Here is a 25,586-nt window from a genome sequence, read left to right as displayed (position 1 = left end):
AGTTCACTCCATGCGAATGCGCCTGATGCTGTTGGGCGGCGGTAATGCCCTGGGTCAGGCGCTTATCCGCCTGGGTGCCGAGGAGGACATCGGCTTCCTCGCGCCACGCCCGCCCAGTCAGGGCTGGGATGCGCCAAGTCTGACTACTTTGCTCGACGATAACCGCCCGGATATCGTGATCAACCTCGCCTATTACTTCGACTGGTTCCAGAGCGGGCGTGTCGATGAAGCGGTGCTCGCCAGTCAGGAGCGCGCAGTCGAGCGCCTGGCCGAGCTGGGCCAGCATCATCAGTTTGTACTGATGCAGCCATCCAGCTACCGCGTCTTTGATGGGGCCAGAACCACCTCCTACAGCGAAAAAGACGAGGTGGCGCCGCTGGACGCTCGCAGCTGCGCCCTTTGGCGTATGGAGCAGAGTGTGCGTTCGCTTTGCCCACGGCACGTTTTGCTACGGTTTGGTTGGTTGCTTGACGATAGCTCAGATGGCTTGCTGGGTCGGTTCCTTCAACGTCTTGAGCAGAACGACGAGCTGTGTCTCGCTGATGATCGTCGCGGCAACCCTACGCCTGTTGAAGATGCTGCGCGGGTCATCCTGGCTGTATTGAAGCAGCTCGATTGCGAGGCGCCGTTGTGGGGCACCTACCACTATGGTGGGCACGAGGCGTCAACCCCGTTGGTGGTTGGCCAGGCGCTTCTGGCCGAAGCGGCTAACCATCGCCAGCTGGCGGTCGAGAAGCTGACTCCCATCGCCCACGCAGCCTGCTCGGATGCAGCGGACGAGCCGCAGCATGGCGTGCTGGCGTGCAAGAAAATATTCAATACCTTCGGCATCAAGCCGCGCGCCTGGCGCACTGGGCTGCCGAGCCTGCTGGAGCGCTACTATCGACATGGCTGAGTTACCGATTCTGGTTACCGGTGGCGCCGGTTTCATTGGCTCCAACCTTATCGATGCGCTTGTCGCGCGAGGCTACCCTGTTAGGGTGCTGGACAACCTGTCCACCGGAAAACGCGGCAATTTACCGGACGATGGGAGCGTTGAGCTGATTGTGGGTGATGTGGCGGATGCACAAGCCATGCGCAGCGCAGTTCGGGGATGTCGCGCCGTTGTGCACCTTGCCGCGGTGGCGTCAGTACAGGCTTCGGTCGATGACCCGGTTGGCACGCACCAGAGTAATTTGGTCGGCACGCTGAATTTGTGTGAGGCCATGCGCGAGACAGGTGTACGCCGGGTTGTCTTCGCCTCCAGCGCGGCGATCTACGGCAACAATGGCGAAGGCCAGCCCATCGACGAGGACACGCCCAAGGCGCCCTTGACTCCATATGCGGCGGACAAGCTTGCCAGTGAGCACTATCTTGATTTCTACCGGCGTCAGCATGGGCTTGAGCCGGCAGTCTTCCGCTTCTTCAATATCTACGGTCCGCGGCAGGATCCATCCTCACCCTATTCAGGTGTGATCAGCATTTTTACCGAGCGGGCACAGAAGGGATTGCCTATTGCTGTTTATGGGGATGGAGAACAGACCCGGGATTTCCTCTACGTAGGCGATCTGGTAGAGCTACTGCTGCAGGCGCTAGAGCTGCCTGTGGTGGAGGTGGGTGCTGTGAATGTTGGCCTTAACCAGGCGACCTCGCTGAACCAACTGCTTGGTGCAGTGGGTGATGTGCTCGGCGAGTTACCCGAGGTGACATACCAGGCGGCGCGACAGGGAGATATCCGTCATTCGCGAGCTAACAATACGCGGCTGCTGCAGCGCTATCGTTTACCTGAGCCTGCTACCGGAATGCGTGACGGCTTAGCGAAATTGCTAGGTATGTAGCGTTATCCGCAGGCATAGAAAAGGCGCCGAGAGGCGCCTTTGTCTTGTCCGAGATTCGGCAATGCCGACGGATTCAGAACTTGTAGCCGAGGCCGACCATGTAGACCATGGGGTCAACTTCCACGTCAACCTTTGCACGAATGCCTAGGCCAGGGTGGTCAATATAGGCGTCGGTGTCGATATCGATGTAACGGACCTGCGCGTTGAGCATGACCTGTTCTGTCAGCATGTAGTCCATGCCAACCTGAGCTGCCCATCCCCACGAGTTTTTTACTCGGAAATTGTCATAGCCACGATCAGTGAAGTTGCTGCTGACACTTTCATCAAAGAACCAAGTGTAGTTAACCCCGGCACCAACATATGGCTGGAATGCAGACGTGGTTGCCATTGGGTAATAGACAAGGCTGAGGGTTGGCGGCAAGTGTTTAAGTTCGCCGAGATTGCCGTCGGCAATGCCACCAAGGCCGGTACCGGACACTGAGACGCCGTGAGTGAACGGGCTAGCTGCCAGCAGCTCAACTCCGATGTGATCGGTGACCATATAAGCGAAGTTCAGGCCCAGCTGGGTATCGCTGTCGAGGGATGCTTTCCCACCCAGGTCTGTCCCGGCTAGGACTCCACGGTCAACTACTACGCCTGAAGTCTCTTCACGCGGATCAACAGTGATCGCACCAGCACGGACAATCACATCACCAGCCTGATGGGCCTGGGCGAAGGGGGAGGCGAGGGCTACGGCCAGCACGGACGCGGTAAACAGGGTCTTACGCATAATGGAACTCCATCCAGACATGGTGTGTTGCGACTGGTGGCCATGGTAGGGCGTGCGGGCTCGCCGACTTTGATCCAGCTCAACGAAACGTTCCGCTTTATCCTGGCTGCGACGTATTGCCCGGGTTGCCTTCTTTTGCGGATCTAGATGATAATGTTTCTCTTTTCTGGTCTGACCTTCGTCTGCAAGGACCCATCAATGCATGCCCTTATACCCCGCCTCTTGGCGGTCGCCGTGTTGCCCTGCTGCGTGCAGCTCCATGCAGCTCCGCTGGACGCTGCGCTGGAAGAAAGCCAGCAGCTGGCTGCAGAAGCCAAGGCGTCGCAAGCGCGTATCGAGCAGCTCGATGACGCGACGCGGCAGATGCTCACCGATTACCGCAACGCCGTTCAGCAGGCGGAGGCCTTGAAGGCCTACAACGAGCAGTTGGTCGAGCTGACCGCTGCACAGCGCAAGGAACTGGACGGATTTCAGCGTCAGTTGGACAGCATCGAACGCACCCAGGAAGCCGTTGCACCGCAGATGGGGCGGATGATCGAAGTGCTCGAGGAGTTCATCGCGGCAGACCTTCCGTTCCTCCCCGACGAGCGCGCCGATCGGCTCGCCAGCCTGCAGGACATGCAGGCGCGCGCAGACGTCAGTCTCGCTGAGAAATACCGTCGCATCCTCGAGGCCTATCAGATCGAGAGCGATTACGGACGCACCCTGGAAGCGTGGCGCGGTGAGCTGCCGGTCGAGGGTGGCAGCCGCAGCGTTGAATTCCTGCGCCTGGGGCGGACCATGCTGTATTACCAGACGCTGGATGCTCACGAAAGCGGATGGTGGAATCCGCAGACCCGCGCCTGGGAAGTACTCGATGGCAGCGCGCGTCGGCCAATCACCAAGGCCATTGCCATCGCTCGTCAACAGCAAGCCCCAACCTGGCTCGAACTGCCCATCAAGACCCTGGCCAAGGAGGCTGCGCAATGAGCCGCTTGTTGACGTTGTTGCTCATCGGCTTGTTGCCGGCAATGGCCCAGGCTGCCGAACCGTTGAGTCCTGATCAGCTGCTGCAGCGCATTCGCAGCGAACGCGCCGCGGAAGTCGACGCCATGCAAGCGCGCGAGCAGGCCTTCATCCAGAATCGCAGCGAGCAAGCCCAACTGCTGGCGCGAGCCAACGCCGCGCTTGAACAGCAGAAAGCCGAAGCCGAGCGTCTGAAGACAGAGTTCGACCGCCAGGAAGCCGAGTTGGCCGAGCAGGAAAAGCTGCTGGCGCAGCGCGTCGGTCACCTTGGAGAACTGTTCGGTGTGGTGCGGCAGAGTGCTGGTGACATCGCCGGGCAATGGCAGGACAGCCTGCTCAACGCGCAATACCCGGAGCGCCTGCAGCGTCTGCGGGCATTGGCGGAAAGCCGCACGCTGCCGTCGGCTGAGGATCTGGACAGCTTCTGGATGACCCTGCTTGAAGACCTTACGGCCAGTGGCCAGGTAGAGCGTGTCGAGCTGCCGGTAGTGGGCGTCGACGGACAGCGCACCACCCAGCCGGTCCTGCGGGTCGGTAACTTCTCGGCGTTCACTGCCGATGATTTTCTTCGCTACGACAGCGACGCCCGCGAATTGCTGGCGCCTAGCCGCCAGCCTGCCGGCATGGGGATGGTCAATGACTATGTCGACAGCAGCGAGGCGTTGGCCACTCTGCCGATCGACCCGAGCCGCGGCTCGTTGCTGGCCCAACTGCAGCATCAGCCGCAACTGTGGGACCGCGTTCAGCAGGGCGGGCTGGTCGGCTGGGTGATTCTTGCCTTGGGTGCCGTCGGCCTGATCCTCGCCATCTGGCGCATGGTCTACCTAGCACGGGTTGGGCGAGCAGTAAGCCGGCAGACGCGCGAGCTCAATCAACCGCGTGACGACAACCCGCTGGGGCGCATCATCGGCGTGTTGGGACCGAAGCCACAGCTGTCCGATCTCGAGACGCTTGAGCTCAAGCTCGACGAGGCGATCCTCCAGGAAACACCGCCACTCGAACGCGGTCAGCCACTGCTCAAGTTGCTTAGCGCCGTCGCGCCGTTGCTCGGCCTGCTGGGTACGGTGACCGGCATGATCGTGACCTTCCAGGCGATTACGCAGAGTGGCGGTGGTGACTCTCGGCTGATGGCTGACGGTATTTCCCAAGCGTTGGTTACCACGGTGTTGGGTCTGGTTGTAGCGATACCGCTGTTGTTCCTGCATAGCCTGCTGGCCAGCCGCAGCAAGGCGCTGATCCAGCTGCTCGAACAGCAAAGTGCTGGCCTGATCGCACTGCATCTTTCGGGGACTCCGCGTCGTGACTGATCTGCACGGCCAATGGCTGCGTCTGGTCGACAGCGGTTATGCGCTGCTCGACTTCATGGCGGCGGGCGGCGCGGTGATGTGGGCGCTGGCTGCGCTATGCGTGCTGTATTGGACGCTGGTCTTCGAGCGTTTGTGGTTCATGCGCCGGGTGTTTCCGCGCTGGGTGGAAGCCCGTCGCCAGGCCTGGGGGCAGCTGCCCAACGAACCTGGCAGCTGGCAGCGTGCGGTACGCAGTGCCTGGCTCGCTCAGGCGCAGCAACAGCTTTCCGGCCCGCTGCGGATGAGCAAGACCATGGTTGCAATGTATCCGTTGCTCGGGTTGCTTGGCACCGTGACCGGCATGATCGCAGTGTTCGATGTGTTGGCACTCAACGGTACCGGCAACCCTCGCGGCATGGCAGCGGGCGTATGGCAGGCGACCCTGCCGACCATGGCCGGCATGGTGCTGGCTATTACTGGACTGTTCAGCCTGGCGCGTCTCGAACGTATTTCGCGCCTGGCTCTCGACCGGCTGGCCGACCAGCTGCGTCACGATTGAGGATTTACGGATGCGTATGCGTCGTCATCATTATCAGCAGGAAGAAGACACCGGCATCGACTTGACGCCAATGCTCGACGTGGTCTTCATCATGCTGATCTTTTTTATCGTCACCAGCTCCTTCATCAAGGAGTCTGGCGTCGAGGTTCAGCGACCACAGGCCGACACCGCCAGCGCGCAGGACAAAGGCAACATCCTGATTGCGGTAACGGCCGATGGTCAGGTCTGGATCGACAAGCAAGCTGTGGATGTACGCAGCGTGAGGGCTCACGTCGAGCGCATGCGTGTCGACCAGCCGGAAGGCGCGGTAGTGGTGCAAGCCGATCAGGATGCGCGCACAGGTCTTGTGGTCCAGGTGATGGATCAGGCACGTCTCGCCGGGGTTCAGGACGTGGCTCTGGCCGCCAGTTCGGGAGCGCAGTGATGGTTCGTGGACTGACCCGCGTCGGGTTGTCCTTCGTCGCTGCCTGCGTGGTGGCGTTGCTGTTGTTTGCGTTGATGCTGAGCATGGTTAACCCGCCCCGTAGCGAGGTGACCGACGACCCTGTTGCCATCGCCAATTTCGTGCGGATGGACAACCGCAACGAAAGCACTGCGACCCGCTCGCGGCAGCAGGCACCGCAACCGCCTCAACCCAAGACACCCCAGACCCCAACGCCGCCGACACCGAGCATGGCCACGCCGAGTGCCAATCTGCCGAAGCTTGATCTGCCCTTACCGAACATCGATACCGGTGTGTCGATTGCAAGTGCGCCCGCGCCCAGCCTCGCAGGACTTACGGCCGCGTCTGCTCCAGCAGCACCGCCGGCACCAGCAGCGCCGTCAGCGGACGAGACGGCATCGCAATCCGGACCTGAGCAGGAGGTCATGCCGCTCAATGATGTGCGTCCCGAATATCCCTATAGGGCGCGTCAGCGCGGTATTGAGGGCCATATAAAGCTCGCGTTTACCATCACCGCCGCCGGTAAGGTCGAAAATATTCGCGTGATGGAGGCTTCGCCGCCGAACGTGTTCGATCGCGAGGCCCGTCGTGCTGCCGCCCGCTGGCGTTTCGCACCGCGTACCGAAAACGGTTCTGCCGTATCGCGCGAAGCCGTTAAAACCCTGCATTTCCGCCTGCAAGGAGAACGCTGACATGCCCCGTTTGCTGTTATTGATCTCGTTGTTGTTTGCTGTATCGGCTCAAGCGGCGCAGAGCGTCGATCCCTCGGTGTTCAAAGCGCTGGAACGTGCTCAAAGTGCGCAGGAGAAGGGGGACTACGGCGCTGCCCACCGAGCGCTCAAACAGGCCGAGGCGAAACCGGGCAGCGCAGAGGAAGCACTGTTGTGGCGCAGCCGTGCCTATCTGGCCTGGGCTGAAGGCAACAATCGCCAAGCGCTGGACCTGCTCGACAAGGCGATCGCCAGTGGCAAGCTTGACGAGTCGATACTGCCCAACGAGCGGCTCAATCTGGCGAAACTCAACCTGGTCGAACGCCGCTATGCCAAGGTCGTCAGCCTGTTGGGCTCACCGGCCAATGCAAGCGAAGAAGTCCTGCAGATGCTGGTGCAGGCTTATCAGGGGCTCGGGCAACATGCCAAGGCATTGCCACTGGCCGAACGCTATGTCCAGTCCAACCCCAACGCGGCCGACACCTGGTTGCAGTTTCTGGTAGCCGGTAACGCTGAGCTGAAGCGTTACGAGACAGCAGAGCGCTGGCAGAGCAGGCTTCTCGTCCGCCATCCGAATCAGGCCAAGAGCTGGCGGCAATTGGCAGGCTTGCAGCAGATGGCCGGCGATGAGGACAAGGCGCTGGCAACCCTGCGTGCGGCCCATGCCAAGGGACTGCGCTTCAGCGAAGCCGAGCTGGACAATCTGGTATTGCTTGCCGGTGCCGCTGGCCAGCCCTGGCAAGGTGCGAAGCTGCTGCAGGGCATGCTTGAGTCACGCCTTCTAGCCAGCGATGCCAAGCGGCGTGAGCGTCTGGGCATGCTCTGGTGGCAGGCACGCGAGCGTTCGGAAGCGGCGCAGATCTACCGCGATCTCGCGGCTCAATCCGGTAGCGCCAAGTTCTGGCTGAACGTTGCTCAGTTGGAACTGGAGCAAGCCCACTGGCAGGCTGGTCTCGATGCGCTGAAACAGGCCGAGCGCGCAGGCGCCGAGCGGCGCAAGGTTCGTTCCTGGCGTGAGTGGGCCGAAGGCGAGCTCAGCTTCGAGCGGCAGCGCCAGGTCGCGAGTACTCGTTGATCGGGTTGTCTGGACCGCTTGAGAAAGGGGTGCCCAGGCAATTACGGGCCAATCAAGCCTAGCGCGGAGCACGCTGCATAGCAGATGCACACAGAAACCCCGCCACAGTGGCGGGGTTTCGCGTTTATGCGTTATGGACATAGAGCGCTGATCGACACAGAGCGGTTCGGCACAAATAACATGCATCGCCGTCAGCTTCGCTAACGGTTGTTGGCCGCTGCCATATCCTTGGCAATCAGATCCCAGCATGAAAGAAACTAGTTTCAGGAGGGGTATTGCTCGATGCCGCTCAGCTTGCCGATCAGGCTGGGTTCCGCTGCCTTATTCGAGCTCGTAGAGGTAGATCTTCTGCGCTTCCATGCGATAGCCGGCATCGGCCAGTTCGCTGGTGGCGTGTTCGACTTTTAGCGGGCCTTCGATCCAAAAGGGCTGGTACAGCTCGTCCACCTTTACGCCAAGCTCGCTGGTGGCATGCACGATCTGGTTGGAAGGCGGTGGCGGCACGTGAATACAGGCGCCGAAGTAGGGCACCAGCAGAAACTCCGTCACCCGCCCATCCTCGCTCATGTCCAGCGGCACAATGTAGCCGGGCAGCTTGACCTGAACGCCATCTAGCTCTTCGACGACCGGCTCGGCCGGCGATTGCTGAGCCGCTGCCGGGCCCGCTTCCGCAGCGAGCGCATCGGCCAGTTGCGACATGTCGTGAAGCGCCACCGGCGGTGGTGGTGGCGGCGCGTCTGCCGGGATCAGGTCCGACCATTGCAGCTCACGAACATCGGCAGCTGCGAAGGGCGCTGCGAGGGCGAGCAGGGTGGCAAGCAGCAGGCGAGACATGGAACTCCTCATAGTCTGATCGACAGGCCGTCGGCCAGCGACTGCCGATAGGCGCGCCACGCCGGCACACAGCCCATCAACAGCCCAGCCAGCAGTATGCCCGCCAGCAATGACCACTCATAGGCGCTTGGCAGCGCCAGCGGCAGATAAAGACCGTAGTGACTTTGCAGCGGCCCTTGCGCGACCGCAATGGCGACATACAACAGCAAGAGCCCGAACAGTGCACCCGCAAGTGCCAGGCTGAAAGCTTCGACCACCAGCAGGCCGGCGATATGCCAAGGCCGCGCACCAACCGAACGCAAGATCGCCATCTCCCGGCGCCGCTCGTTGAGGCTGGTGAGAATGGCGGTGAGCATGCCGATCAATCCGGTCAGCACGACGAACAAGGACACCACGAATAGTGCCTGTTCAGCGGTGCCCATCAGGCTCCAGAGCTCCTGCAGCGCCACGCCGGGCAGAATGGCCAGCAGCGGCTCGCCGCGAAACTGGTTGATTTCGCGTTGCAGGGTGAAGGTCGCGATCTTGCTGTTGAGGCCAAGCATGAACGCGGTGATCTGTTTGGGTTGCAGATCCATCTGGCGCGCCTGCTCCGCATCGATGCGAGCAGCGCCACGGGCTGGCATGCCGTTCTGCCAGTCGATATGCAACGCCTCCATGCCCGCCAGATTGATATGCAGCGTGCGGTCCACCGGCGTGCCGGTGCGTTTGAGGATGCCCACTACACGAAAGGGCTTGTCGTCATGTTTGACCAGGCTGACCGTGGCGACGCCGTGCGCCAGCACCAACTTGTCGTCCAGCGTGTATTGCAGCGCCTCGGCCACTTCGGCTCCCAGCACCACTTCGAACGGGTCCTCGGCGAACGGGCGACCTTGCGCCAGTTGCAGGAGCTGTTTGCGACCGTAACGGTAATGCTCGAAATAGGCGCCGCTGGTGCCCATCACTCGATAACCGCGATGGGAATCGCCCAGCGAAATGGGTATCGCCCAGCTGACTCGCGGATGCTCGGCGAAATGCTCGAAGCTTTCCCAGCGAATGTTGTTAGTGGCATTGCCGATGCGGAACACCGAATACAGCAGCAGATTCACCGACCCGGAGCGGGCGCCGACGATCAGGTCGGTGCCACTGATGGTGCTGGCAAAGCTGGCGCGGGCTTCGGTGCGCACCCGCTCTACGGCGAGCAGCAGGCATACCGAGAGCGCAATGGCGAATACGGTGAGCAGCGCAGTGAAACGGCGGTTGTTCAGGCTCGCCAAGGCCAGACGCAACAGGTACATGGCCTACATCTCCGGGGCGCGAGCGGCGCGATTGAGGTCTGCCAATGAGAGGCTACGGTCGAACAGTGGCGCCAGGCTTTGGTCGTGGCTGACGAACAACAGGCTCGAGCCGGCCTGTTCGCATTCGGCAAACAGCAACTGCAAAAAAGCTTCTCGACTATCGGCGTCGAGGGCAGAGGTGGGTTCGTCAGCGATCACCAGTTCCGGCTGCCCGATCAGTGCGCGCGCCGCGGCGACGCGCTGTTGCTGTCCGATCGACAGCGCTTCGGCACGTCGATCGAGCAGGCTTTTCGGAATGCCGAGATGCTGGAGCAGGCTTGCCGACGCTTGCGCAACGCTGCCGTACCGCTGGCGGGCGCGCTCGGCTCTTGTCTTGGAGAAATGGCAGGGCAGGCCGACGTTTTCGGCCACCGAAAGAAAGGGCAGCAAGTTGAACTGCTGGAAGATGTAGCCGGTGTGATCGACCCGGAAGCGATCCCGAGCACCGGCAGAGAGCGCGGCGAGGTCGGTGCTGAGCAACTGGACCGTTCCGCGTTGCGCTTTCTGTACGCCGCCAATCAGTCCGAGCAGTGTCGTCTTGCCGCTGCCCGACGGACCCTTGAGAAACAGGCTCTGGTTGCGCGCCAGCGTGAAGCTGGGGATGTCGAGCAGCTCTGCCTGGCCCGGCCAGGCAAAACCCAATTGGTGCAGTTCGAGCAACGGTGCGGTCATCGAGATGATCCGTATCAGGCGAGCCGGTGAGTTTACTGCGTCGGGCCAGGCGGCGGCAGACGGGATCGGATCAGAACGTCGCGCGTGGCTGGTCCGCGTCGAGTTGGGCGCCCTGTTGACCCTTTGGACCGATCAGCTGTGCCTGAATTTTCTGAGTGCCGGGGAACGTCTTGAACAAGCCTTGCAGATCGAGCGCCTGCAGCGCTTGGGGCGTGGCGCAATCGAAGCGGTAGTGCGCGTGAATTTCGCTGTGCTGGCTTTCATGATCTTCGTCGTGCTCGTGCTCTTCGCCATGGTCATGGGCCTCGCCTTCGAATAACGGACTCTCGAGCTCAGTTTCAGCCAGGGTGCAGACGGCTGCTGCAGGCAGGCCAAACAGGCTGTTCGGTTGTTCCAGCTGTTTGCGAGCGTCGGCAATCTTGCGCTTGTCCGCTTCGCTGCTCGGCGCATGCTCGAACCCCACCAGATTCATCGCCGGGCTGCGCAGCTCGATTTCCAGCGTGGAGCCGTCCAGCGCTGCATCCAGTTCCGCAGCGCCATGCTCGTGGGCGCTGAGACTGTCGTGGTGCGCATGGTCGTGATCGTGTTCAGCAGCCAGAGCAAAACCTGGCAGTAAGGCGAAGGGCAGGGCAAGCAGCAGACGGCGCATGGTGATCTCCATATGGATTGAGGGTTACGTTATAACAAACGTGCGTAACGTCTGGCCAGTGCCTACCTCCCATGGGAGCATGCGATCTAGTTTTTCAGGAGAATGGCGATGATTCGAATTCGCGGCCATGTGGGCGATCTAGCGGTGGACCTCAGCATTGATATGGACGATCACGACTGGGCGCAGTTGGCACGTCAGATGCCCGCTGCACAGGTTACGGCTGCCCCGTCGCAGCTGGCTGATAAGCCTACCGTCGATCCTCATTGGCACGATGCGCAGCAGTTGCTGCGAACGGCAGAGAGCATGGACGGGCCTCAGCTGTTGGCCGAGCTACAAGCGCTGGCGGGCAGCGCTCAGATGGGCAAGCGTCTGCTGGTGCGCTTGCGCCACTGCGCGCAAGTCAAGGTCGATAGCGGTGCGGATGCACCTGTCTATCGCTGGGTCGACTGAACGGCGCGACTGCGATCCGGGTTACAGACGCTGCGTCTGGAAGGTATCGCAGCGTGTCGGGTCGCCACTGTCGAACCCGATACGAAACCACTTCACCCGTTGCGCAGAGGTGCCATGGGTGAAGGCATCTGGAACGACTCGGCCCTGACTTTGTTGCTGCAAACGGTCGTCGCCGATCGCGTTCGCCGCATTCAGTGCTTCCTCCAGATCCCCCGCCTCAAGCCAGGCATGACGCTGTTGGGCGTGGTTGGCCCAGACTCCGGCGAAGCAATCCGCCTGCAATTCCTGGCGAACCAGAAGGCCATTGTCGCCCTCCATGCGCGCGCCGCGCTGACGGGCAGCCTGCATCTGTTGCGAGACGCCTAACAGTGTCTGTACGTGGTGGCCGACCTCATGGGCGATCACATAAGCCTGAGCGAAATCGCCCGCGACCGAAAAACGCGACGCCATCTCGTCGAAGAACTGCAGGTCGAGATACACCTGCTGGTCGCCCGGACAGTAGAAGGGGCCAACCGCGGAATTGGCGAAGCCACAGGCCGAGTTCACGCCACCACGAAATAGCACCAGCGTCGGGTCGCGGTACTGCTGGCCGGACTGCTGAAACAAGGCGCGCCAGGTGTCCTCGGTGTCGCCCAGGATGGACTGGACGAAGGCAACCTGCGGGTCCTCACCGTTGGCTGGGGCGTTGCTCTGCTGGGTCGTTGCAGGACCTGATTGGTCAGCCAGCTGACCGAGAATCTGCATGGGATCCTGGCCGGACAACAGGCCGATTACCACCACGACTGCGACGCCCGCCAGGGTCAGGCGCCCGCCACCGATGCCTCCGCTTCGGCCGCGAGCGTCCACCACATTGTCACTGCGACGAGCTTTTTTCCAACGCATGCCTGAGTCCTTCTGCCAGTTCTTACCCTGATCAGACCGGCCTCAGCGTCAGCAAATTCAGCGGCGCTACAAACGTTTCGTCTGTTACGTCAGTCTGCCGGGTACTCGGCCAGCACCGACTGCTCACCTTCGTCGCTCACAGCGATTACTTTGAACGCGTCTTTATGGTCGCCCATTTCCATGCCTGGCGAGCCCATCGGCATGCCGGGTACCGCCGCACCGATCAGATCGGGCTGTGCTCGAAGCTTCAGAATGTCGGCAGCCGGGACGTGGCCTTCGACGAATTTTCCATCGATCACGCCGGTATGGCAGGAACCCAGGCTATGGGGCACGCCGAGGCGGGTCTTGACGGCGGCCATGTCGGGTTCAACGTGGTCGTCGACTTCGAACCCGTTGGCTTCCAGATGCTCTATCCAGGCCTTGCAGCAACCGCAATTGGCGTCGCGGTGCACCTCGATGGCGATGGGCTCGGCGGCTTGAGCGAGGCTGGCGAAAAGAGCGGTGACAAGCAATAAACGACGCATGAAGGTCTCTCCGGCGGGGTTGTGCGCAGCATAGCCCCCTGCTCGCAGGCACCCAAGCCTGCCGGTGTGAGCGAATGTCACAGGAGTCGGCGAACAAGCGTGGAGCGAACCAAAACGGGGCGATCCGGTCGGATATCCATCGTGGTGCGGAGCCGCTGTCAGGAGAGTTTTCGATGCGTTTTGCCCGTTTCGTTCTGCTCGCGCAGGCATTGGTGATGGCCTGTCTCAGTTTGGCCTACTGGCTGTGGCCTCACGAGATGGCCAATCTCAACGGCATGCTGCTGATGGAAACCGCGTCGGTCAGTCACATGCGTGTCTATTACGGCGGCTTGCAGCTGGGGCTGGCATTGTTCCTGATCTGGGCCGCGCGTGCACCGGAGCGAGCCCGGCCAGCGCTGATCATGCTAGTGATGACCATGGCGGCGCTGGTGCTGGGGAGGCTGGTGTCGCTCTGGCTGGATGGCGGTGACTTGGTCGGCTTCGATCTCGCCTCCATGCTCTATCGCGTGCTGGCTGTGGTGTTCGCCGGTCTCGCCTGGCGCGCTATTCGCGAGCGTCCGGAGCCAGAGCCAGAGCCGGAGCGCCTTGAGCCTGCCACCCATCGCCTCGTCAGCGAATCACCGATGCCATTCAAGCTTGGTGACACGCCTCCGGCCGTAGAGCCCGCGTCCGGTGACGCGGCACCGCAGCCGTTCCGTCGAGGGGATCCGCTCGCCTGACCGATGCCGCCGGAAGCAGGGCAGCTTCGCGTTGGCGCTGACGAAGCGCCGTTGCCTCTCGGTTGAACCGGAGGGCTCTGCCTCGTGCACTCATCGGCCGCTACCGGCCAGGCGTTCATAATCCAGCGTTAATTGTTCAAGCTTGCGCAGCAGCGAGTCGCTGGTGGTGACGATTACGGTCGGCACGAAGCGTGAATCGTCCGCCAAGGTGAATCCGGCTCGGGCGAAACGCCATTGGGTATCGATCTTTTCGAGCTGGCTGACGATTTGCGCGGTGTTCTGCGGCGCCGCCTTCAGCTCATTCAACCCCTGTTCGAACTCATTGACTGCAGCATCGAAATCGCCGCGCAAGCGCTGCTCGGGAAGCTTCCAGCTCATGGCCAGGTAAAGCATGGCGATTCGCTGACTGAGCATGCGTTGGCGCCCGCTGCGATTGACCAGACGGGCCGCCTGATTGCCGCTGTGACGCTCGATTTTCCCGACCAGCGCTTCGCTCTGGCTGAGGAAGCGGTCAGCCAGGCGCAGGAGTTCGGCGGATTGGCTGCGGTCCGGGCGGCTCAGAGCCAACTGACGATACTGGTGCCAGGTGTCAGTTGCCTCGTTCAATGCTTTGCGGATATCCCCGTCAGCGGCGTATTCATCGAGCCACTGAGCATTCTCCTCGACGCTGGCAATGCTGTTGTCGAGCTGACTGGCGGCGAGGTCGACACGGGTGTCGGTGCCGATCATCAGGTACGTCTTGGCGATGCGTTGGCTGAGCATACGCTGCATGCCGGCTCGGTTGACCGCTTCAGCGTCGCTGATGCCTGCTTGGCAGGGAAGGCTGCCAAGCAGGCCGAGTAGCAGTGCAATGGTTAACGGAAATTTGAACATGGAGCGCTCCTGACGTCCGGACGGGCGCGATGCTGACGGTTCGGTCAGTCGGCGTGGCGAGACGATAGAGCCGTGCGCGCTAACGGCATTGATGGTTATCAAGGGCGCTGGAGTGTTGTTGCAGCCTGAGCCGTGGCGCACACCGGGCGCATCCGGTTCAGCCTTTGGCCTCGTTCTCCAGTACCCAGACCGCCGCTTCCACCCGCGAACGCAGGCCCAGCTTGTGCAGCAGATTCTTAACGTGGACTTTGACGGTGCCTTCGGTAATGCCGAGCTTACGGGCAATCATCTTGTTGCTCTGGCCCTTGGCAATCAGGCGCAGGACCTCTTTTTCGCGCTTGGTCAGGCTGGAGAATGGCACCTGGCCGGTGGGTTTCGGACGTACCCGGATCGCTTCGGCGAGCACCTGGGTCAGTTCGGGGCTCAAGGCCATGCGTCCGGTCGCCGCCAGGCGGATCTGCTCGACCAGTTGTTCGGCGTCCATGTCCTTGAGCAGATAGCCGTCAGCACCGTTGCGCAGGGCTTCGAGTACATGGCTTTGTTCATCGGAGACGGTAAACATGACGATGCGTGCGTCGATGTCCGCATCGCGCATGCGGCGGGTGGTTTCCAGTCCGTCGATACCCGGCATGTTGAGGTCCATCAGGATGAGATCGGGCTCGGTCTGTTGCGCGAGGTGGATGGCGTCCTCGCCGTTACCCGCCTCACCGACCACCTCCAGATCACTTTCCAGTTCCAGCAGGTCACGCAAGCCTCGACGCATCATGGGGTGGTCGTCGACCAGCAGGATTCGTGCAGTAGTCCCTTCGTTCATGCGTGACATGTTCCTGGCTCCGGGGAAATGTGGCGGTAGGCGGGCGGAAACCTCAGGTACACCAGTGTGCCTCCGGCGGGGCGCCGACCGATATTGATGGTGCCGTTCAGGCTGTTGGCGCGCTCGCGCAGGATGATCAGGCCGTAATGGCCGGCACGCTGCTCCTCGGGGTTGATGCCAATGCCGTCGTCCTCGATCCTCACGTGGATGGTGCCGATGCTGTCCTGGGTCAGGCTCAGCCAGCAGTGCTCCGCCTCGGCATGCTTGACGACGTTGCTAAGCGCCTCGCGGACGATCTGCAGGCAGTGCACTTCCTCGTTGGGCGTGAGCGGGCAGTGATCGAGCTGATAGTCACTCTCGACCTGCAGTCCCGAATTAGCGCTGAACTCTTCGATCGTTGCATACAGCGCCGGTTTAAGCCCTGGTTCGTTGACCTTGATGCGAAAGGTGGTGAGCAGTTCCCGTAGCTGGCGGTAAGCCGCGTTCAGGCCCTGATCGATCTGCTGCACGCTGTCGTCCAGTTGTGCCTGGTCGCTTTGCTTCTGCATCAGACGCTTCAGCCTTGCCAGCTGCAGCTTCTGCGCGGCCAGCGCCTGGGCCAGTGAATCGTGCAGTTCACGGGCGATCACTGCCCGCTCCTCCATCAGTGCCAGGCGTGCCTGTTTCTGGCCCGATTGAGCCAGGCTCAGCGATGCGGCGAACAGGTCGGCCAGGGTCGTCAGCGGTAGCGTCTGCCAGGGCTGCAATGGCTCGCCTGCGCGATAGGCCACCCGCAGCGAGCCCAGATCATCCGGCCCGGAGCGCAACTCGAACGTCAGCAGTTTTTCGCCGCTCGGCAGTCGGCCGCTCTGGTTCACCGGGCAGGCATCGCACTGGGGTAGCTGGCAGTATTCAGGCGGCTGCAAATCGTGCGAAGTCATCGCAGTGTGGCTGCCCGCTTCGGCGGAACGGTTCAGGCACAGCGATATCGGACCGGTGTCGAGGACCTGCTGCACCTTGTTGAGTTGCGCGCCCATCATCTGCGTGGGGTCGTCCGGTTTGCTGTAGAGCAACCGGGCGCTGTCGAACAACAGCTGCAGCGTGGCGTTGCTGCGGGTCAGGGCGGCGGTCTTGTCATCCACCTTCTGTTCCATTTGCGCGTAGAGGCTGGCCAGTTCCTGGCTCATTTGGTTGAGCGTGCGGGCCAGCAGGCTGAGCTCGGTATCGCCGGGAATCTGCACCTGGCCGCTGAAGTCGCCCTTGCCGATATCGCGCGCCATCTTGGTCAGGCTGCGCAGTGGCGTGGCCAGGTTGTTGTGCAGGCCGTAGATGAGCACGAAAGCGATCAGCACGATGACGAACAGGGTGCTGGCCTGCAGTGCGCGGATGACGCTGAGCTTGCCTTCCGATGCCTCCTGCAGCGTACGGACGAAGGTGTCCAGCTCACTGACGAAGGCCGGCGCCTCTCGACGGTAGTCCTCTAGCCGCGCCGGTTGCGCATCAAGCAATGGGCGCATGTCTTGTTCCCAATGCTGCGAAACCGCAGCGTGCAAAGCCGGCAGACGGGTGCTGCCGTGGCGGTGCAAGGCCGAGCGCAACGAGGCGGAGCGCAACGTCTGCTGCAGGGTTTCGATGCGCTCGTAGAGCAGCGCCTGCGAGCCGTGTTCGGCAGTGAAAGCCAGGCGGTAGGCCTGCATGCGCAAACTGCCGGCCTGATTGATCGCCTCGGCATCGCCTTCCAGGGCGTCGGCCAGGTAGAGGTTGGCAAGCATGCTGAGCAGCGAGACACCGATGATCACCACGAAGGCCACCAGCGTATTGAACACGATCGAATGTCGGGTGGAGAGCGGCTCGCTTTCGGTTGAAGGCATGTTCGGCTCGACGGTCAGACGATGCCTCATTCTGCGCCTCGTCGATTCCGCTGACCACGGGTGAGAGCGTACCTCCAATGCGTTTTGGCCCCCTCCAGGCCCCCCGCAACTGACCCTGTGATGCTACCTAACCTACTGATTCGCTAACGGTTTGACTGTTGGAAAAGGAATACCTCGGAAGGGGTAGTCAGGGAGCCTGTGGCAAAACGCCAGTTTCGCTGTATTGACTCCAGTCAAATTCGGATCGATCCCCCCCGCTTAGCGTGCGAGCCATTCCTGAACCCGCTGCGCTTGCAGGCAGGGTCTTGGCGCCAAGAGGATCGACCATGAGCAATATCGAAAAGTGGGACGTGGAGGACCAAATTTTCTGGGACACCACTGGCAAGCGGGTCGCCAATCGCAATCTGTGGATCTCCATCCCGAGTCTGCTGATGGGCTTCGCCATCTGGCTGATGTGGGGCATCGTCACGGTGCAGATGCTCAACCTAGGCTTTCCCTTCGCGCCCGCCGAGCTGTTCACCCTGACCGCCATCGCCGGCCTCACCGGCGCCACTCTACGCATCCCGGCGTCGTTCATGATCCGCATCGCTGGCGGGCGCAACACCATCTTCCTCACCACCGCACTGCTGATGATTCCGGCGGCCGGTGCGGGCATTGCCCTGCAGAGCCAGGACACGCCGCTGTGGGTCTTTCAGCTGCTGGCCTTTCTCTCCGGTATCGGCGGCGGCAACTTCGCCTGCTCGATGAGCAACATCAGCACTTTCTTTCCGAAGAACCAGCAAGGGCTGGCGCTGGGCCTCAACGCCGGCCTCGGTAACTTCGGTGTCACCACCATGCAGATCCTGATCCCGCTGGTGATGACTGCCGGTGTGTTCGGCTTTATCGCCGGTGACCCGATGACACTGGTCAAGGACAGCGGCACCTTGATCGGCGGCATTCCTGCCGGAACCGATACCTGGATCCAGAATGGTGGCTGGGTCTGGCTGCTGTTCCTGGTGCCGCTGGCCTTCGCCGGCTGGTTCGGCATGAACAACCTGCTGGTGATCTCGCCGACGCCGGGTTACCCGCTGAACGCCTTCGGCAAGATTCTCGGTCTCTACGCCGTGGCCTTTTTCGCCGCCGCCGTCGGCCTGTACCTCTACTTGCCTGCGCCGACCGGCCTCGGCGTGCTGAATATGTGGGGCGTGATGCTGCTGACCATCGGCGCGACGCTCGGCATGCTGCGCCTGCTGCCGGGCAGCATCAGCCCGAACATCAAGCGCCAGTTTGCGATCTTCCGCGACAAGCACACCTGGTCAATGAGCGTTCTCTACATCCTGACCTTCGGCTCGTTCATCGGCTTCTCCATGGCGCTGCCGCTGTCGATCACGGTGATCTTCGGTTTCATGAACGAGGTCGGCGCTGATGGCGTGGTGACCCGCGTCGCCAACCCCAACGCACCGAGTGCGCTGACCTACGCCTGGATCGGGCCGTTCATTGGCGCCCTGATCCGCCCGCTGGGCGGTTGGATTTCCGACAAGGTCGGCGGCTCCATCGTCACCCAGGTGATCTCGGTGGTCATGGTTGGCGCCTCGGTCGCGGCCGGCTACGTGATGCAACAGGCCTACGGCTCGGCCCAGCCTGAAGAGTATTTCTTCCTGTTCCTGGTGCTGTTCCTGGTGCTGTTCGCCGCCAGCGGCATCGGCAACGGCTCGACCTTCCGCACCATCGGCGTCATCTACGACCGCGAGAAGGCTGGCCCGGTACTCGGCTGGACCTCCGCTGTCGCCGCCTACGGCTCCTTCGTCGCCCCGATCGTGATCGGTGAACAGGTCAAGGCGGGCACCCCGGAAGTGGCGATGTACGGCTTCGCGGTGTTCTACGCGCTGTGCCTGATCCTCAACTGGTGGTTCTACCTGCGCCCCAACGCCTACGTGAAGAACCCCTGAGTCCGGAGAGCCGCCATGAACATCATGCTTGCCTACGACAACTCGCGGAACGCCCGGAAAGCCCTGGACGCCACCCTCGAGATGTTCGGTCCGCTCAACCCCCTGATCATGCTGATCGGGGTGGTGGAAGACACCCGCGATACCAGCGATTCGGCGGCCGAGCTCTACGAGCGTGAACGCCGAGAATTCCAGGCCTTCCTGCAGGAGGCGGCGGCCAAGGTCAGCGCCTTCGGCCTGGACGTCGACGTGATGCTCGCCGAAGGCGACGCCCGCAAGATGATTCTCAAGGCCGCCGAGCACAAGAAGCCCGACCTGCTAGTGATCGCGCGGCATTCCAACGAACCGGACGGCGGCTTCATCTCCCGCTCGCTGAATCTCTTGGTCGACGAGCTCGACTACATGACCTTCGGCAGCGTCAGCGCCTTCCTGGCCCGCCGGGCGCCTTGCCCGGTCCTGATCCAAGCCTGCCCCTGAGTGAGGAGCTCAACATGAGAGTTTCTACGCTGTTCGAATGGAAGCGCCCCGAGATCCGGGCCCTGCATCTGACCTGGATCGCCTTCTATATCTGCTTTTTCGTCTGGTTCGGCATGGCGCCGCTGGCCTCAAGCATGCTGAAAAGTGTGAACTGGCTGACGCCCGAAGACCTCAAGCTGTTCGCCATCGCCAACGTGGCGCTGACCATCCCGGCGCGCATTCTCGTCGGCATGGCGCTCGACCACTGGGGGCCGCGCCGGGTGTTCTCGGTATTGTTGGTGGTGATGGCCGCGCCCGCGCTGTTCTTCGCCTTCGGTGACACCCGCGTCCAGCTGCTGGTGTCGAGGCTGATCCTCGGCTCCATCGGCGCCAGCTTCGTGGTTGGCATCCATATGACGGCCATGTGGTTCAAGCCCAAGGACATCGGTTTCGCCGAAGGTTTCTACGCCGGCTGGGGCAACTTCGGTTCCGCAGCGGCGGCCATGAGCCTGCCGGCCATCGCCATCCATGCCTTCGGTGGCCCGGAAGGCTGGCGCTGGGCGATTGCCAGCTCGGCGATCGTCATGGCCGTCTACGGCGTGTACTACTGGTTCGCGCTCACCGACGGCCCGGCCGGCACCATCCACCGCAAGCCGCACAAGGCCAGCGCGCTGGAAGTCAGCACCTGGGCCGACATGATCAAACTGATCGTCTGGACCATCCCCATGGTCGGCGTGCTGGGCATCCTGGTCTGGCGCATCGAGGGGCTGGGTTACCTGGGCGCGACCGGCGCGGCGATCTGCTACTCGGTGATCGCGCTGGTGGTGATCTTCCAGGTGGTGCAGATCCTACGGGTCAACATACCGATCCTGAAGAAGGGCGTGCCGGAAGACGACAAGTACCCTTTCAACACCGTGGCCGCGCTCAACTCCACCTACTTCGCCAACTTCGGTGCAGAGCTGGCGGTGGTGTCGATGCTGCCGATGTTCTTCGAGCTGACCTGGGGCCTAACCCCGACCACCGCGGGCATCATCGCCGCCTCGTTCGCCTTCGTGAACCTGGTGGCGCGGCCCATGGGCGGGCTGGTCTCCGACCGCTTCGGCAACCGCCGCTTCGTCATGCTCGCCTACATGCTCGGCATCGCCGTCGGGTTCTTCCTGATGGGGCTGATGAACGCGTCCTGGCCGCTGATCGTCGCCGTCGTCATCACCGTGGCCTGCTCGATGTTCGTCCAGGGCGCCGAGGGCGCGACCTTCGGGATCATCCCCTCGATCAAGCGCCGGGTTACCGGGCAGATCTCCGGCATGGCCGGGGCCTACGGCAACGTTGGCGCCGTCTGCTACCTGACCCTTTACACCTTCGTGACCCCCTCGCAGTTCTTCATGGTGATTGCCGCCGGTGCGTTCGTCAGCTTCGGGCTCTGCCTGCTCTGGCTGAAGGAGCCCGAGGGAGCGTTCTCCGACGAGTACTACGTATCCAGCGTCGACCGCGAGTTGGAGGCCCGCCAGAAGCTCGCGTCCTGACGTTCATAGCCCTGATGCGTCAGTCCCTGAGGCGGGCGCCAGCCGAGATTGATAAGCCGACCGGTCGGGCCAGTGGTTCGCAACCGGAGTGAGGAGAGAAACCAATGAGCCACCTGCTCGATCAACTACGCTTCTTCAACAGGAAGCAAGGCGAGTTCGCCGACGGTCATGGCGAAACCCGCATCGAATCCCGCGACTGGGAGAACGTCTACCGCTCCCGTTGGCAGTACGACAAGATCGTGCGCTCCACCCATGGGGTGAACTGCACCGGTTCGTGCTCCTGGAAGATCTACGTGAAGAACGGCCTGATCACCTGGGAAACCCAGCAGACCGACTACCCGCGTACCCGCAACGACCTGCCCAACCACGAGCCGCGCGGCTGTCCGCGTGGCGCCAGCTACAGCTGGTACATCTATAGCGCCAACCGCCTGAAGTACCCCAAGGTGCGCAAGCCGCTGCTGAAGCTGTGGCGTGAAGCCCGGCGCAGCATGAGCCCGGTGGACGCCTGGGCCAGCATCGTCGAGGACAAGGCCAAGGCCGAGTCCTACAAGAGCAAGCGCGGCATGGGCGGCTTCATCCGTTCCAGCTGGGAAGAAGTCAACGAGATCATCGCCGCCGCCAACGTCTACACCGTCAAACAGTACGGCCCGGACCGTGTCATCGGTTTCTCGCCGATCCCGGCCATGTCCATGGTCAGCTACGCTGCCGGTAGCCGCTACCTGTCCCTGATCGGTGGCGTGTGCCTGAGCTTCTACGACTGGTACTGCGACCTGCCGCCGGCCTCGCCACAGGTGTGGGGCGAGCAGACCGACGTGCCGGAATCGGCCGACTGGTACAACTCCAACTACATCATCGCCTGGGGCTCCAACGTCCCGCAGACCCGTACCCCGGACGCGCACTTCTTTACCGAAGTCCGCTACAAGGGCACCAAGACCGTTGCCATCACCCCGGACTACGCCGAAGTCGCCAAGCTCACCGACCTCTGGCTCAACCCGAAGCAGGGCACTGATGCCGCCCTGGCGCAGGCATTCGCCCACGTCATCTTCAAGGAATTCCACCTCGAGACGCCGAGCGATTACTTCCGCGACTACGCCAAGCGCTACACCGACCTGCCGGTGCTGGTGCGCCTGAACGAGAAGGACGGCAGCTACATCGCCGACCGCTTCCTGCGCGCGTCCGATCTGGCCGACAACCTCGGCCAGGAAAACAACCCCGAGTGGAAGACCATCGCTGTCGACGGCACCACCGGCGAGCTGGTTTCGCCGCTCGGCTCGATCGGCTACCGCTGGGGCGAGAAGGGCAAGTGGAACATCGAAGCCCGCGAAGGCAAGGACGGCCGTGACGTCGACCTGAGCCTGACCCAGATCGATGGCGGCGAGACGGCCGAGGTCGCCTTTCCGTACTTCGGCGGCATCCTCCACGAGCACTTCCAGCACGCTGAAGGCGAAAGCATCCAGCTGCGCCGCGTACCGGTACGCAGCATCACCCTGGCCGACGGCAGCACCACCAAGGTCGCCACCGTATTCGACCTGATGGCCGCCAACCTGGGTATCGACCGTGGTCTGGGTGGGGCCAACGTCGCTTCCAGCTACGACGACGCCAGCGTGCCGGGCACTCCGGCCTGGCAGGAAGTCATCACCGGCGTGGCGCGTGAGAAGGCGATCCAGATCGCCCGTGAATTCGCCGACAACGCCGACAAGACCCATGGCCGTTCCATGATCATCGTCGGTGCGGCGATGAACCACTGGTACCACATGGACATGAACTACCGCGGCCTGATCAACATGCTGATGTTGTGCGGTTGCGTGGGGCAGACCGGTGGTGGCTGGGCGCACTACGTTGGCCAGGAAAAACTGCGTCCGCAGTGCGGCTGGCTGCCACTGGCCTTCGGCCTCGACTGGAGCCGTCCGCCGCGCCAGATGAACGGCACCAGCTTCTTCTACAACCACAGTTCGCAGTGGCGCCACGAGAAGATGAGCATTCACGAAGTGCTCTCGCCCCTGGCCGACAAATCGCAGTTCCCCGAGCACATGCTCGACTACAACATCCGTGCCGAACGTGCTGGCTGGCTGCCGAGCGCGCCGCAGCTCAACCGCAACCCGCTGCAGATCTGTCGTGACGCCGAAGCCGCCGGCATGTCGCCGGTCGACTACGTCACCCAGTCGCTCAAGGACGGCTCGCTGCGCTTCTCCTGCGAGCAGCCGGACAGCCCGGAAAACTTCCCGCGCAACATGTTCATCTGGCGCTCCAACCTGCTGGGCAGCTCGGGCAAGGGCCACGAGTACATGCTCAAGTACCTGCTGGGCACCAAGAACGGCGTGATGAACGAGGACCTCGGCAAGCGTGACGGCTTCAAGCCGCTCGAAGCCGAATGGCAGGACGACGGCGCCATCGGCAAGCTCGATCTGGTCACCACCCTCGACTTCCGCATGTCCTCAACCTGCGTGTACTCCGACATCGTCCTGCCGACCGCGACCTGGTACGAGAAGGACGACATGAACACCTCGGATATGCACCCCTTCATCCACCCGCTGTCCGCTGCCATCGACCCGGCCTGGGAAGCGCGTTCGGACTGGGAAATCTACAAGGGCATCGCCAAGGCCTTCTCGAAGATGGCCGAAGGTCATCTGGGCGTGGAAAAGGACCTGGTCACCGTGCCGCTCTTGCACGACAGCCCCGGCGAACTGGCCCAGCCATTCGGCGGAACCGACTGGAAAACCGCTGGCGTCGATCCGCAGCCGGGCAAGAACTGCCCGAACATGGCGGTGGTCGAGCGCGACTATCCTGCCACCTACAAGAAGTTCACCTCCCTCGGCCCGCTGCTCGACAAGCTCGGCAATGGTGGCAAGGGCATCAACTGGAACACCCAGGCTGAAGTCGATTTCCTCGGCGAGCTGAACTACAAGGTGCGCGAGGAGGGCGTCAGCCAAGGGCGTCCGCAGATCGAGTCGGCCATCGACGCCGCCGAGGTCATCCTCAGTCTGGCGCCGGAAACCAACGGTCACGTTGCCGTGAAGGCCTGGGCCGCTCTGTCGGAATTCACCGGCCGCGACCACAGCCACCTTGCGCTGCCCAAGGAGCACGAGGCGATCCGCTTCCGTGACATCCAGGCGCAACCGCGCAAGATCATCTCCAGCCCGACCTGGTCAGGCCTGGAAGACGAGCATGTGTCGTACAACGCCGGCTACACCAACGTCCACGAGTTCATCCCGTGGCGCACCATCACCGGCCGCCAGCAGTTCTTCCAGGATCACCCCTGGATGCAGGCCTTCGGTGAGCAGCTGATGAGCTACAGGCCGCCGATCAACACCCGCACCATCGATTACGTGAAGGGCAAGAAGAGCAACGGCAATACCGAGATCGTCCTCAACTGGATCACCCCGCACCAGAAGTGGGGCATTCACAGCACCTACTCGGACAACCTGATCATGCTCACCCTGAGCCGTGGCGGCCCGATCGTGTGGATGTCCGAAGTCGACGCCAAGAAGGCCGGCATCGAGGACAACGACTGGATCGAGTGCTTCAACGCCAACGGCGCCCTGACCGCCCGTGCGGTGGTCAGCCAGCGCGTGATGGAAGGCATGGTGATGATGTACCACGCCCAGGAACGCATCGTGAACGTGCCCGGCAGCGAGACCACCAAGACCCGCGGCGGCCACCACAACTCGGTGACCCGCGTGGTGCTCAAGCCCACCCACATGATCGGCGGCTACGCCCAGCAGGCGTACGGCTTCAACTACTACGGCACCGTGGGTTGCAACCGCGACGAGTTCGTCGTGGTACGCAAGATGGCCAAGGTCGACTGGCTCGACGGCCCGAACGGCAACGACCTGCCGCAACCCCTGCCGCAAGACATCTGAGGAATAGGCCATGAAGATTCGTTCACCCAAGGTGGCAGCGCATGGTCCCCGGACCATGCCCGCTCTGAAGATCAAGGCGCCGGTTGTGGAGGTTGCACAATGAAAATTCGTTCACAAGTGGGCATGGTCCTGAACCTGGACAAGTGCATCGGTTGCCACACCTGCTCGATCACCTGCAAGAACGTCTGGACCAGCCGTGAAGGCATGGAATACGCCTGGTTCAACAACGTCGAGACCAAGCCTGGCATCGGCTACCCGAAGGAGTGGGAGAACCAGGACAAGTGGAAGGGCGGCTGGGTGCGCAACGGCGACGGCACCATCAACCCGCGCATCGGTGGCAAGTTCCGCGTACTGGCGAACATCTTCGCCAACCCTGACCTGCCGACCATCGACGACTACTACGAGCCGTTCGACTTCGACTACCAGAACCTGCACACCGCGCCGATCTCCGAGCACCAGCCGGTGGCACGTCCGCGCTCGCTGATCTCCGGTCAGCGCATGGAGAAGATCGAGTGGGGCCCGAACTGGGAGGAAATTCTCGGTACCGAGTTCGCCAAGCGTCGCAAGGACAAGAACTTC

The 25,586-nt window shown here is 62.3% G+C and carries 23 protein-coding genes and 2 pseudogenes; 15 read left to right on the top strand and 10 right to left on the bottom strand.

Annotation, left to right across the window (positions count from 1 at the left end):
* The first annotated feature begins 10 nt into the window (after positions 1-10).
* Together ACQKEK_RS22675 and ACQKEK_RS22670 are read left to right on the top strand one after the other, a co-directional pair.
* Positions 11-895, top strand: a complete 885-nt coding sequence (locus tag ACQKEK_RS22675; RefSeq protein WP_499144373.1) for a sugar nucleotide-binding protein — start codon at positions 11-13, stop codon at positions 893-895.
* Positions 888-1,817 carry an NAD-dependent epimerase/dehydratase family protein gene (locus tag ACQKEK_RS22670; RefSeq protein ID WP_499144374.1) on the top strand — a complete coding sequence of 310 codons (930 nt, stop codon included), beginning with the start codon at positions 888-890 and terminating at the stop codon, positions 1,815-1,817. Before ACQKEK_RS22675 ends, ACQKEK_RS22670 begins: the two co-directional genes overlap by 8 nt.
* Before the next feature lie 73 nt (positions 1,818-1,890).
* On the opposite strand, the gene ACQKEK_RS22665 is transcribed toward ACQKEK_RS22670, so the two are convergent.
* Positions 1,891-2,586: an OmpW/AlkL family protein gene (locus ACQKEK_RS22665; RefSeq protein ID WP_499144375.1), complete on the bottom strand. Its 696-nt coding sequence runs from the start codon at positions 2,584-2,586 to the stop codon at positions 1,891-1,893.
* 198 nt (positions 2,587-2,784) lie between these two features.
* On the opposite strand from ACQKEK_RS22665, the gene ACQKEK_RS22660 reads away from it, so the two are divergent.
* From ACQKEK_RS22660 to ACQKEK_RS22635, 6 genes are read left to right on the top strand one after another with little or no spacing between them, the layout of a single operon-like run.
* The gene (locus ACQKEK_RS22660) at positions 2,785-3,555 is read left to right on the top strand and encodes a DUF3450 domain-containing protein (RefSeq protein WP_499144376.1); all 771 of its coding nucleotides are present in this window, start codon (positions 2,785-2,787) and stop codon (positions 3,553-3,555) included.
* On the top strand, positions 3,552-4,898 hold the full coding sequence (locus ACQKEK_RS22655; RefSeq protein WP_499144377.1) for a MotA/TolQ/ExbB proton channel family protein: 1,347 nt from the start codon (positions 3,552-3,554) through the stop codon (positions 4,896-4,898). Before ACQKEK_RS22660 ends, ACQKEK_RS22655 begins: the two co-directional genes overlap by 4 nt.
* The gene (locus ACQKEK_RS22650) at positions 4,891-5,436 is read left to right on the top strand and encodes a MotA/TolQ/ExbB proton channel family protein (RefSeq protein WP_128120957.1); all 546 of its coding nucleotides are present in this window, start codon (positions 4,891-4,893) and stop codon (positions 5,434-5,436) included. Before ACQKEK_RS22655 ends, ACQKEK_RS22650 begins: the two co-directional genes overlap by 8 nt.
* 10 nt (positions 5,437-5,446) lie before the next feature.
* Positions 5,447-5,860 carry an ExbD/TolR family protein gene (locus ACQKEK_RS22645; RefSeq protein ID WP_045430526.1) on the top strand — a complete coding sequence of 138 codons (414 nt, stop codon included), beginning with the start codon at positions 5,447-5,449 and terminating at the stop codon, positions 5,858-5,860.
* Complete coding sequence (locus tag ACQKEK_RS22640) at positions 5,860-6,570, top strand: energy transducer TonB (RefSeq protein ID WP_499144378.1); 711 nt, start codon at positions 5,860-5,862, stop codon at positions 6,568-6,570. The genes ACQKEK_RS22645 and ACQKEK_RS22640 overlap by 1 nt, the downstream gene beginning before the upstream one ends.
* Before the next feature lies 1 nt (position 6,571).
* Positions 6,572-7,663, top strand: a complete 1,092-nt coding sequence (locus tag ACQKEK_RS22635) for a tetratricopeptide repeat protein (protein ID WP_499144379.1) — start codon at positions 6,572-6,574, stop codon at positions 7,661-7,663.
* A 321-nt stretch (positions 7,664-7,984) separates the two neighbouring features.
* On the opposite strand, the gene ACQKEK_RS22630 is transcribed toward ACQKEK_RS22635, so the two are convergent.
* The 4 genes from ACQKEK_RS22630 to ACQKEK_RS22615 form a co-directional block, all read right to left on the bottom strand.
* On the bottom strand, positions 7,985-8,497 hold the full coding sequence (locus ACQKEK_RS22630; RefSeq protein WP_499144380.1) for a DUF3299 domain-containing protein: 513 nt from the start codon (positions 8,495-8,497) through the stop codon (positions 7,985-7,987).
* Between the two features lie 8 nt (positions 8,498-8,505).
* Complete coding sequence (locus tag ACQKEK_RS22625; RefSeq protein ID WP_499144381.1) at positions 8,506-9,771, bottom strand: ABC transporter permease; 1,266 nt, start codon at positions 9,769-9,771, stop codon at positions 8,506-8,508.
* A 3-nt stretch (positions 9,772-9,774) separates the two neighbouring features.
* On the bottom strand, positions 9,775-10,482 hold the full coding sequence (locus tag ACQKEK_RS22620) for an ABC transporter ATP-binding protein (protein WP_499144382.1): 708 nt from the start codon (positions 10,480-10,482) through the stop codon (positions 9,775-9,777).
* 70 nt (positions 10,483-10,552) lie between these two features.
* A complete protein-coding gene (locus ACQKEK_RS22615; protein ID WP_499144383.1) occupies positions 10,553-11,131 on the bottom strand; it encodes a DUF2796 domain-containing protein in 579 nt (192 codons plus the stop codon).
* Positions 11,132-11,239: 108 nt separating this feature from the next.
* Between ACQKEK_RS22615 and ACQKEK_RS22610 the strand changes: the two genes are divergently transcribed.
* Positions 11,240-11,581, top strand: coding sequence for a hypothetical protein (locus tag ACQKEK_RS22610; RefSeq protein WP_499144384.1), 342 nt, complete (start codon positions 11,240-11,242; stop codon positions 11,579-11,581).
* Positions 11,582-11,602: 21 nt separating this feature from the next.
* On the opposite strand, the gene ypfJ is transcribed toward ACQKEK_RS22610, so the two are convergent.
* Positions 11,603-12,463 carry a KPN_02809 family neutral zinc metallopeptidase gene (gene ypfJ / locus ACQKEK_RS22605; protein WP_499144385.1) on the bottom strand — a complete coding sequence of 287 codons (861 nt, stop codon included), beginning with the start codon at positions 12,461-12,463 and terminating at the stop codon, positions 11,603-11,605.
* Positions 12,464-12,552: 89 nt separating this feature from the next.
* Positions 12,553-12,987: a DUF411 domain-containing protein gene (locus tag ACQKEK_RS22600; protein WP_499144386.1), complete on the bottom strand. Its 435-nt coding sequence runs from the start codon at positions 12,985-12,987 to the stop codon at positions 12,553-12,555.
* Between the two features lie 173 nt (positions 12,988-13,160).
* On the opposite strand from ACQKEK_RS22600, the gene ACQKEK_RS22595 reads away from it, so the two are divergent.
* The gene (locus ACQKEK_RS22595) at positions 13,161-13,706 is read left to right on the top strand and encodes a DUF4345 domain-containing protein (RefSeq protein WP_499144387.1); all 546 of its coding nucleotides are present in this window, start codon (positions 13,161-13,163) and stop codon (positions 13,704-13,706) included.
* 90 nt (positions 13,707-13,796) lie between these two features.
* Here the strand turns inward: ACQKEK_RS22595 and ACQKEK_RS22590 are convergent, their stop codons facing one another.
* The 3 genes and pseudogenes from ACQKEK_RS22590 to ACQKEK_RS22580 all read right to left on the bottom strand — a co-directional run bounded on the left by ACQKEK_RS22590 (position 13,797) and on the right by ACQKEK_RS22580 (position 17,273).
* Entirely contained in the window at positions 13,797-14,579 is a 783-nt protein-coding gene (locus ACQKEK_RS22590; protein ID WP_499144388.1) for a type IV pili methyl-accepting chemotaxis transducer N-terminal domain-containing protein, read from the bottom strand.
* 157 nt (positions 14,580-14,736) lie between these two features.
* Complete coding sequence (gene narL, locus ACQKEK_RS22585; RefSeq protein ID WP_231108059.1) at positions 14,737-15,345, bottom strand: two-component system response regulator NarL; 609 nt, start codon at positions 15,343-15,345, stop codon at positions 14,737-14,739.
* Positions 15,323-17,273, bottom strand: a pseudogene (locus ACQKEK_RS22580) (ATP-binding protein). The gene narL and the pseudogene ACQKEK_RS22580 overlap by 23 nt, the downstream one beginning before the upstream one ends.
* Before the next feature lie 296 nt (positions 17,274-17,569).
* On the opposite strand from ACQKEK_RS22580, the gene ACQKEK_RS22575 reads away from it, so the two are divergent.
* The 5 genes and pseudogenes from ACQKEK_RS22575 to narH form a co-directional block, all read left to right on the top strand.
* A complete protein-coding gene (locus ACQKEK_RS22575; RefSeq protein ID WP_046163936.1) occupies positions 17,570-19,171 on the top strand; it encodes an MFS transporter in 1,602 nt (533 codons plus the stop codon).
* Positions 19,172-19,186: 15 nt separating this feature from the next.
* On the top strand, positions 19,187-19,645 hold the full coding sequence (locus ACQKEK_RS22570) for a universal stress protein (RefSeq protein WP_045430483.1): 459 nt from the start codon (positions 19,187-19,189) through the stop codon (positions 19,643-19,645).
* A 14-nt stretch (positions 19,646-19,659) separates the two neighbouring features.
* Positions 19,660-21,147 (top strand): MFS transporter, encoded by a 1,488-nt coding sequence (locus ACQKEK_RS22565; protein ID WP_499144389.1) that lies wholly within the window; start codon positions 19,660-19,662, stop codon positions 21,145-21,147.
* 104 nt (positions 21,148-21,251) lie between these two features.
* A complete protein-coding gene (locus ACQKEK_RS22560; RefSeq protein WP_499144390.1) occupies positions 21,252-25,007 on the top strand; it encodes a nitrate reductase subunit alpha in 3,756 nt (1,251 codons plus the stop codon).
* Positions 25,008-25,106: 99 nt separating this feature from the next.
* A pseudogene (gene narH / locus ACQKEK_RS22555) lies at positions 25,107-25,586 on the top strand (nitrate reductase subunit beta); the annotation flags it as partial.

The organism is Pseudomonas sp. NPDC077408 (assembly GCF_050269105.1).
Classification (GTDB): Bacteria; Pseudomonadota; Gammaproteobacteria; order Pseudomonadales; family Pseudomonadaceae; genus Stutzerimonas.
This window is presented reverse-complemented; position numbering and strand designations above follow the sequence as displayed.

What these genes read in the sequence shown, in the direction of transcription:
- ACQKEK_RS22625 (WP_499144381.1), bottom strand. Translation starts at nt 9,771, where the DNA reads ATGTACCTGTTGCGTCTGGCCTTGGCGAGCCTGAACAACCGCCGTTTC.
- ACQKEK_RS22590 (WP_499144388.1), bottom strand. Translation starts at nt 14,579, where the DNA reads ATGTTCAAATTTCCGTTAACCATTGCACTGCTACTCGGCCTGCTTGGC.
- ACQKEK_RS22665 (WP_499144375.1), bottom strand. Translation starts at nt 2,586, where the DNA reads ATGCGTAAGACCCTGTTTACCGCGTCCGTGCTGGCCGTAGCCCTCGCC.
- ACQKEK_RS22610 (WP_499144384.1), top strand. Translation starts at nt 11,240, where the DNA reads ATGATTCGAATTCGCGGCCATGTGGGCGATCTAGCGGTGGACCTCAGC.
- ACQKEK_RS22595 (WP_499144387.1), top strand. Translation starts at nt 13,161, where the DNA reads ATGCGTTTTGCCCGTTTCGTTCTGCTCGCGCAGGCATTGGTGATGGCC.
- ACQKEK_RS22640 (WP_499144378.1), top strand. Translation starts at nt 5,860, where the DNA reads ATGGTTCGTGGACTGACCCGCGTCGGGTTGTCCTTCGTCGCTGCCTGC.
- ACQKEK_RS22565 (WP_499144389.1), top strand. Translation starts at nt 19,660, where the DNA reads ATGAGAGTTTCTACGCTGTTCGAATGGAAGCGCCCCGAGATCCGGGCC.
- ACQKEK_RS22560 (WP_499144390.1), top strand. Translation starts at nt 21,252, where the DNA reads ATGAGCCACCTGCTCGATCAACTACGCTTCTTCAACAGGAAGCAAGGC.
- ypfJ (WP_499144385.1), bottom strand. Translation starts at nt 12,463, where the DNA reads ATGCGTTGGAAAAAAGCTCGTCGCAGTGACAATGTGGTGGACGCTCGC.
- ACQKEK_RS22575 (WP_046163936.1), top strand. Translation starts at nt 17,570, where the DNA reads ATGAGCAATATCGAAAAGTGGGACGTGGAGGACCAAATTTTCTGGGAC.
- ACQKEK_RS22645 (WP_045430526.1), top strand. Translation starts at nt 5,447, where the DNA reads ATGCGTATGCGTCGTCATCATTATCAGCAGGAAGAAGACACCGGCATC.
- ACQKEK_RS22670 (WP_499144374.1), top strand. Translation starts at nt 888, where the DNA reads ATGGCTGAGTTACCGATTCTGGTTACCGGTGGCGCCGGTTTCATTGGC.
- ACQKEK_RS22615 (WP_499144383.1), bottom strand. Translation starts at nt 11,131, where the DNA reads ATGCGCCGTCTGCTGCTTGCCCTGCCCTTCGCCTTACTGCCAGGTTTT.
- ACQKEK_RS22660 (WP_499144376.1), top strand. Translation starts at nt 2,785, where the DNA reads ATGCATGCCCTTATACCCCGCCTCTTGGCGGTCGCCGTGTTGCCCTGC.
- ACQKEK_RS22620 (WP_499144382.1), bottom strand. Translation starts at nt 10,482, where the DNA reads ATGACCGCACCGTTGCTCGAACTGCACCAATTGGGTTTTGCCTGGCCG.
- ACQKEK_RS22630 (WP_499144380.1), bottom strand. Translation starts at nt 8,497, where the DNA reads ATGTCTCGCCTGCTGCTTGCCACCCTGCTCGCCCTCGCAGCGCCCTTC.
- narL (WP_231108059.1), bottom strand. Translation starts at nt 15,345, where the DNA reads ATGATGCGTCGAGGCTTGCGTGACCTGCTGGAACTGGAAAGTGATCTG.
- ACQKEK_RS22600 (WP_499144386.1), bottom strand. Translation starts at nt 12,987, where the DNA reads ATGCGTCGTTTATTGCTTGTCACCGCTCTTTTCGCCAGCCTCGCTCAA.
- ACQKEK_RS22635 (WP_499144379.1), top strand. Translation starts at nt 6,572, where the DNA reads ATGCCCCGTTTGCTGTTATTGATCTCGTTGTTGTTTGCTGTATCGGCT.
- ACQKEK_RS22570 (WP_045430483.1), top strand. Translation starts at nt 19,187, where the DNA reads ATGAACATCATGCTTGCCTACGACAACTCGCGGAACGCCCGGAAAGCC.
- ACQKEK_RS22655 (WP_499144377.1), top strand. Translation starts at nt 3,552, where the DNA reads ATGAGCCGCTTGTTGACGTTGTTGCTCATCGGCTTGTTGCCGGCAATG.
- ACQKEK_RS22675 (WP_499144373.1), top strand. Translation starts at nt 11, where the DNA reads ATGCGAATGCGCCTGATGCTGTTGGGCGGCGGTAATGCCCTGGGTCAG.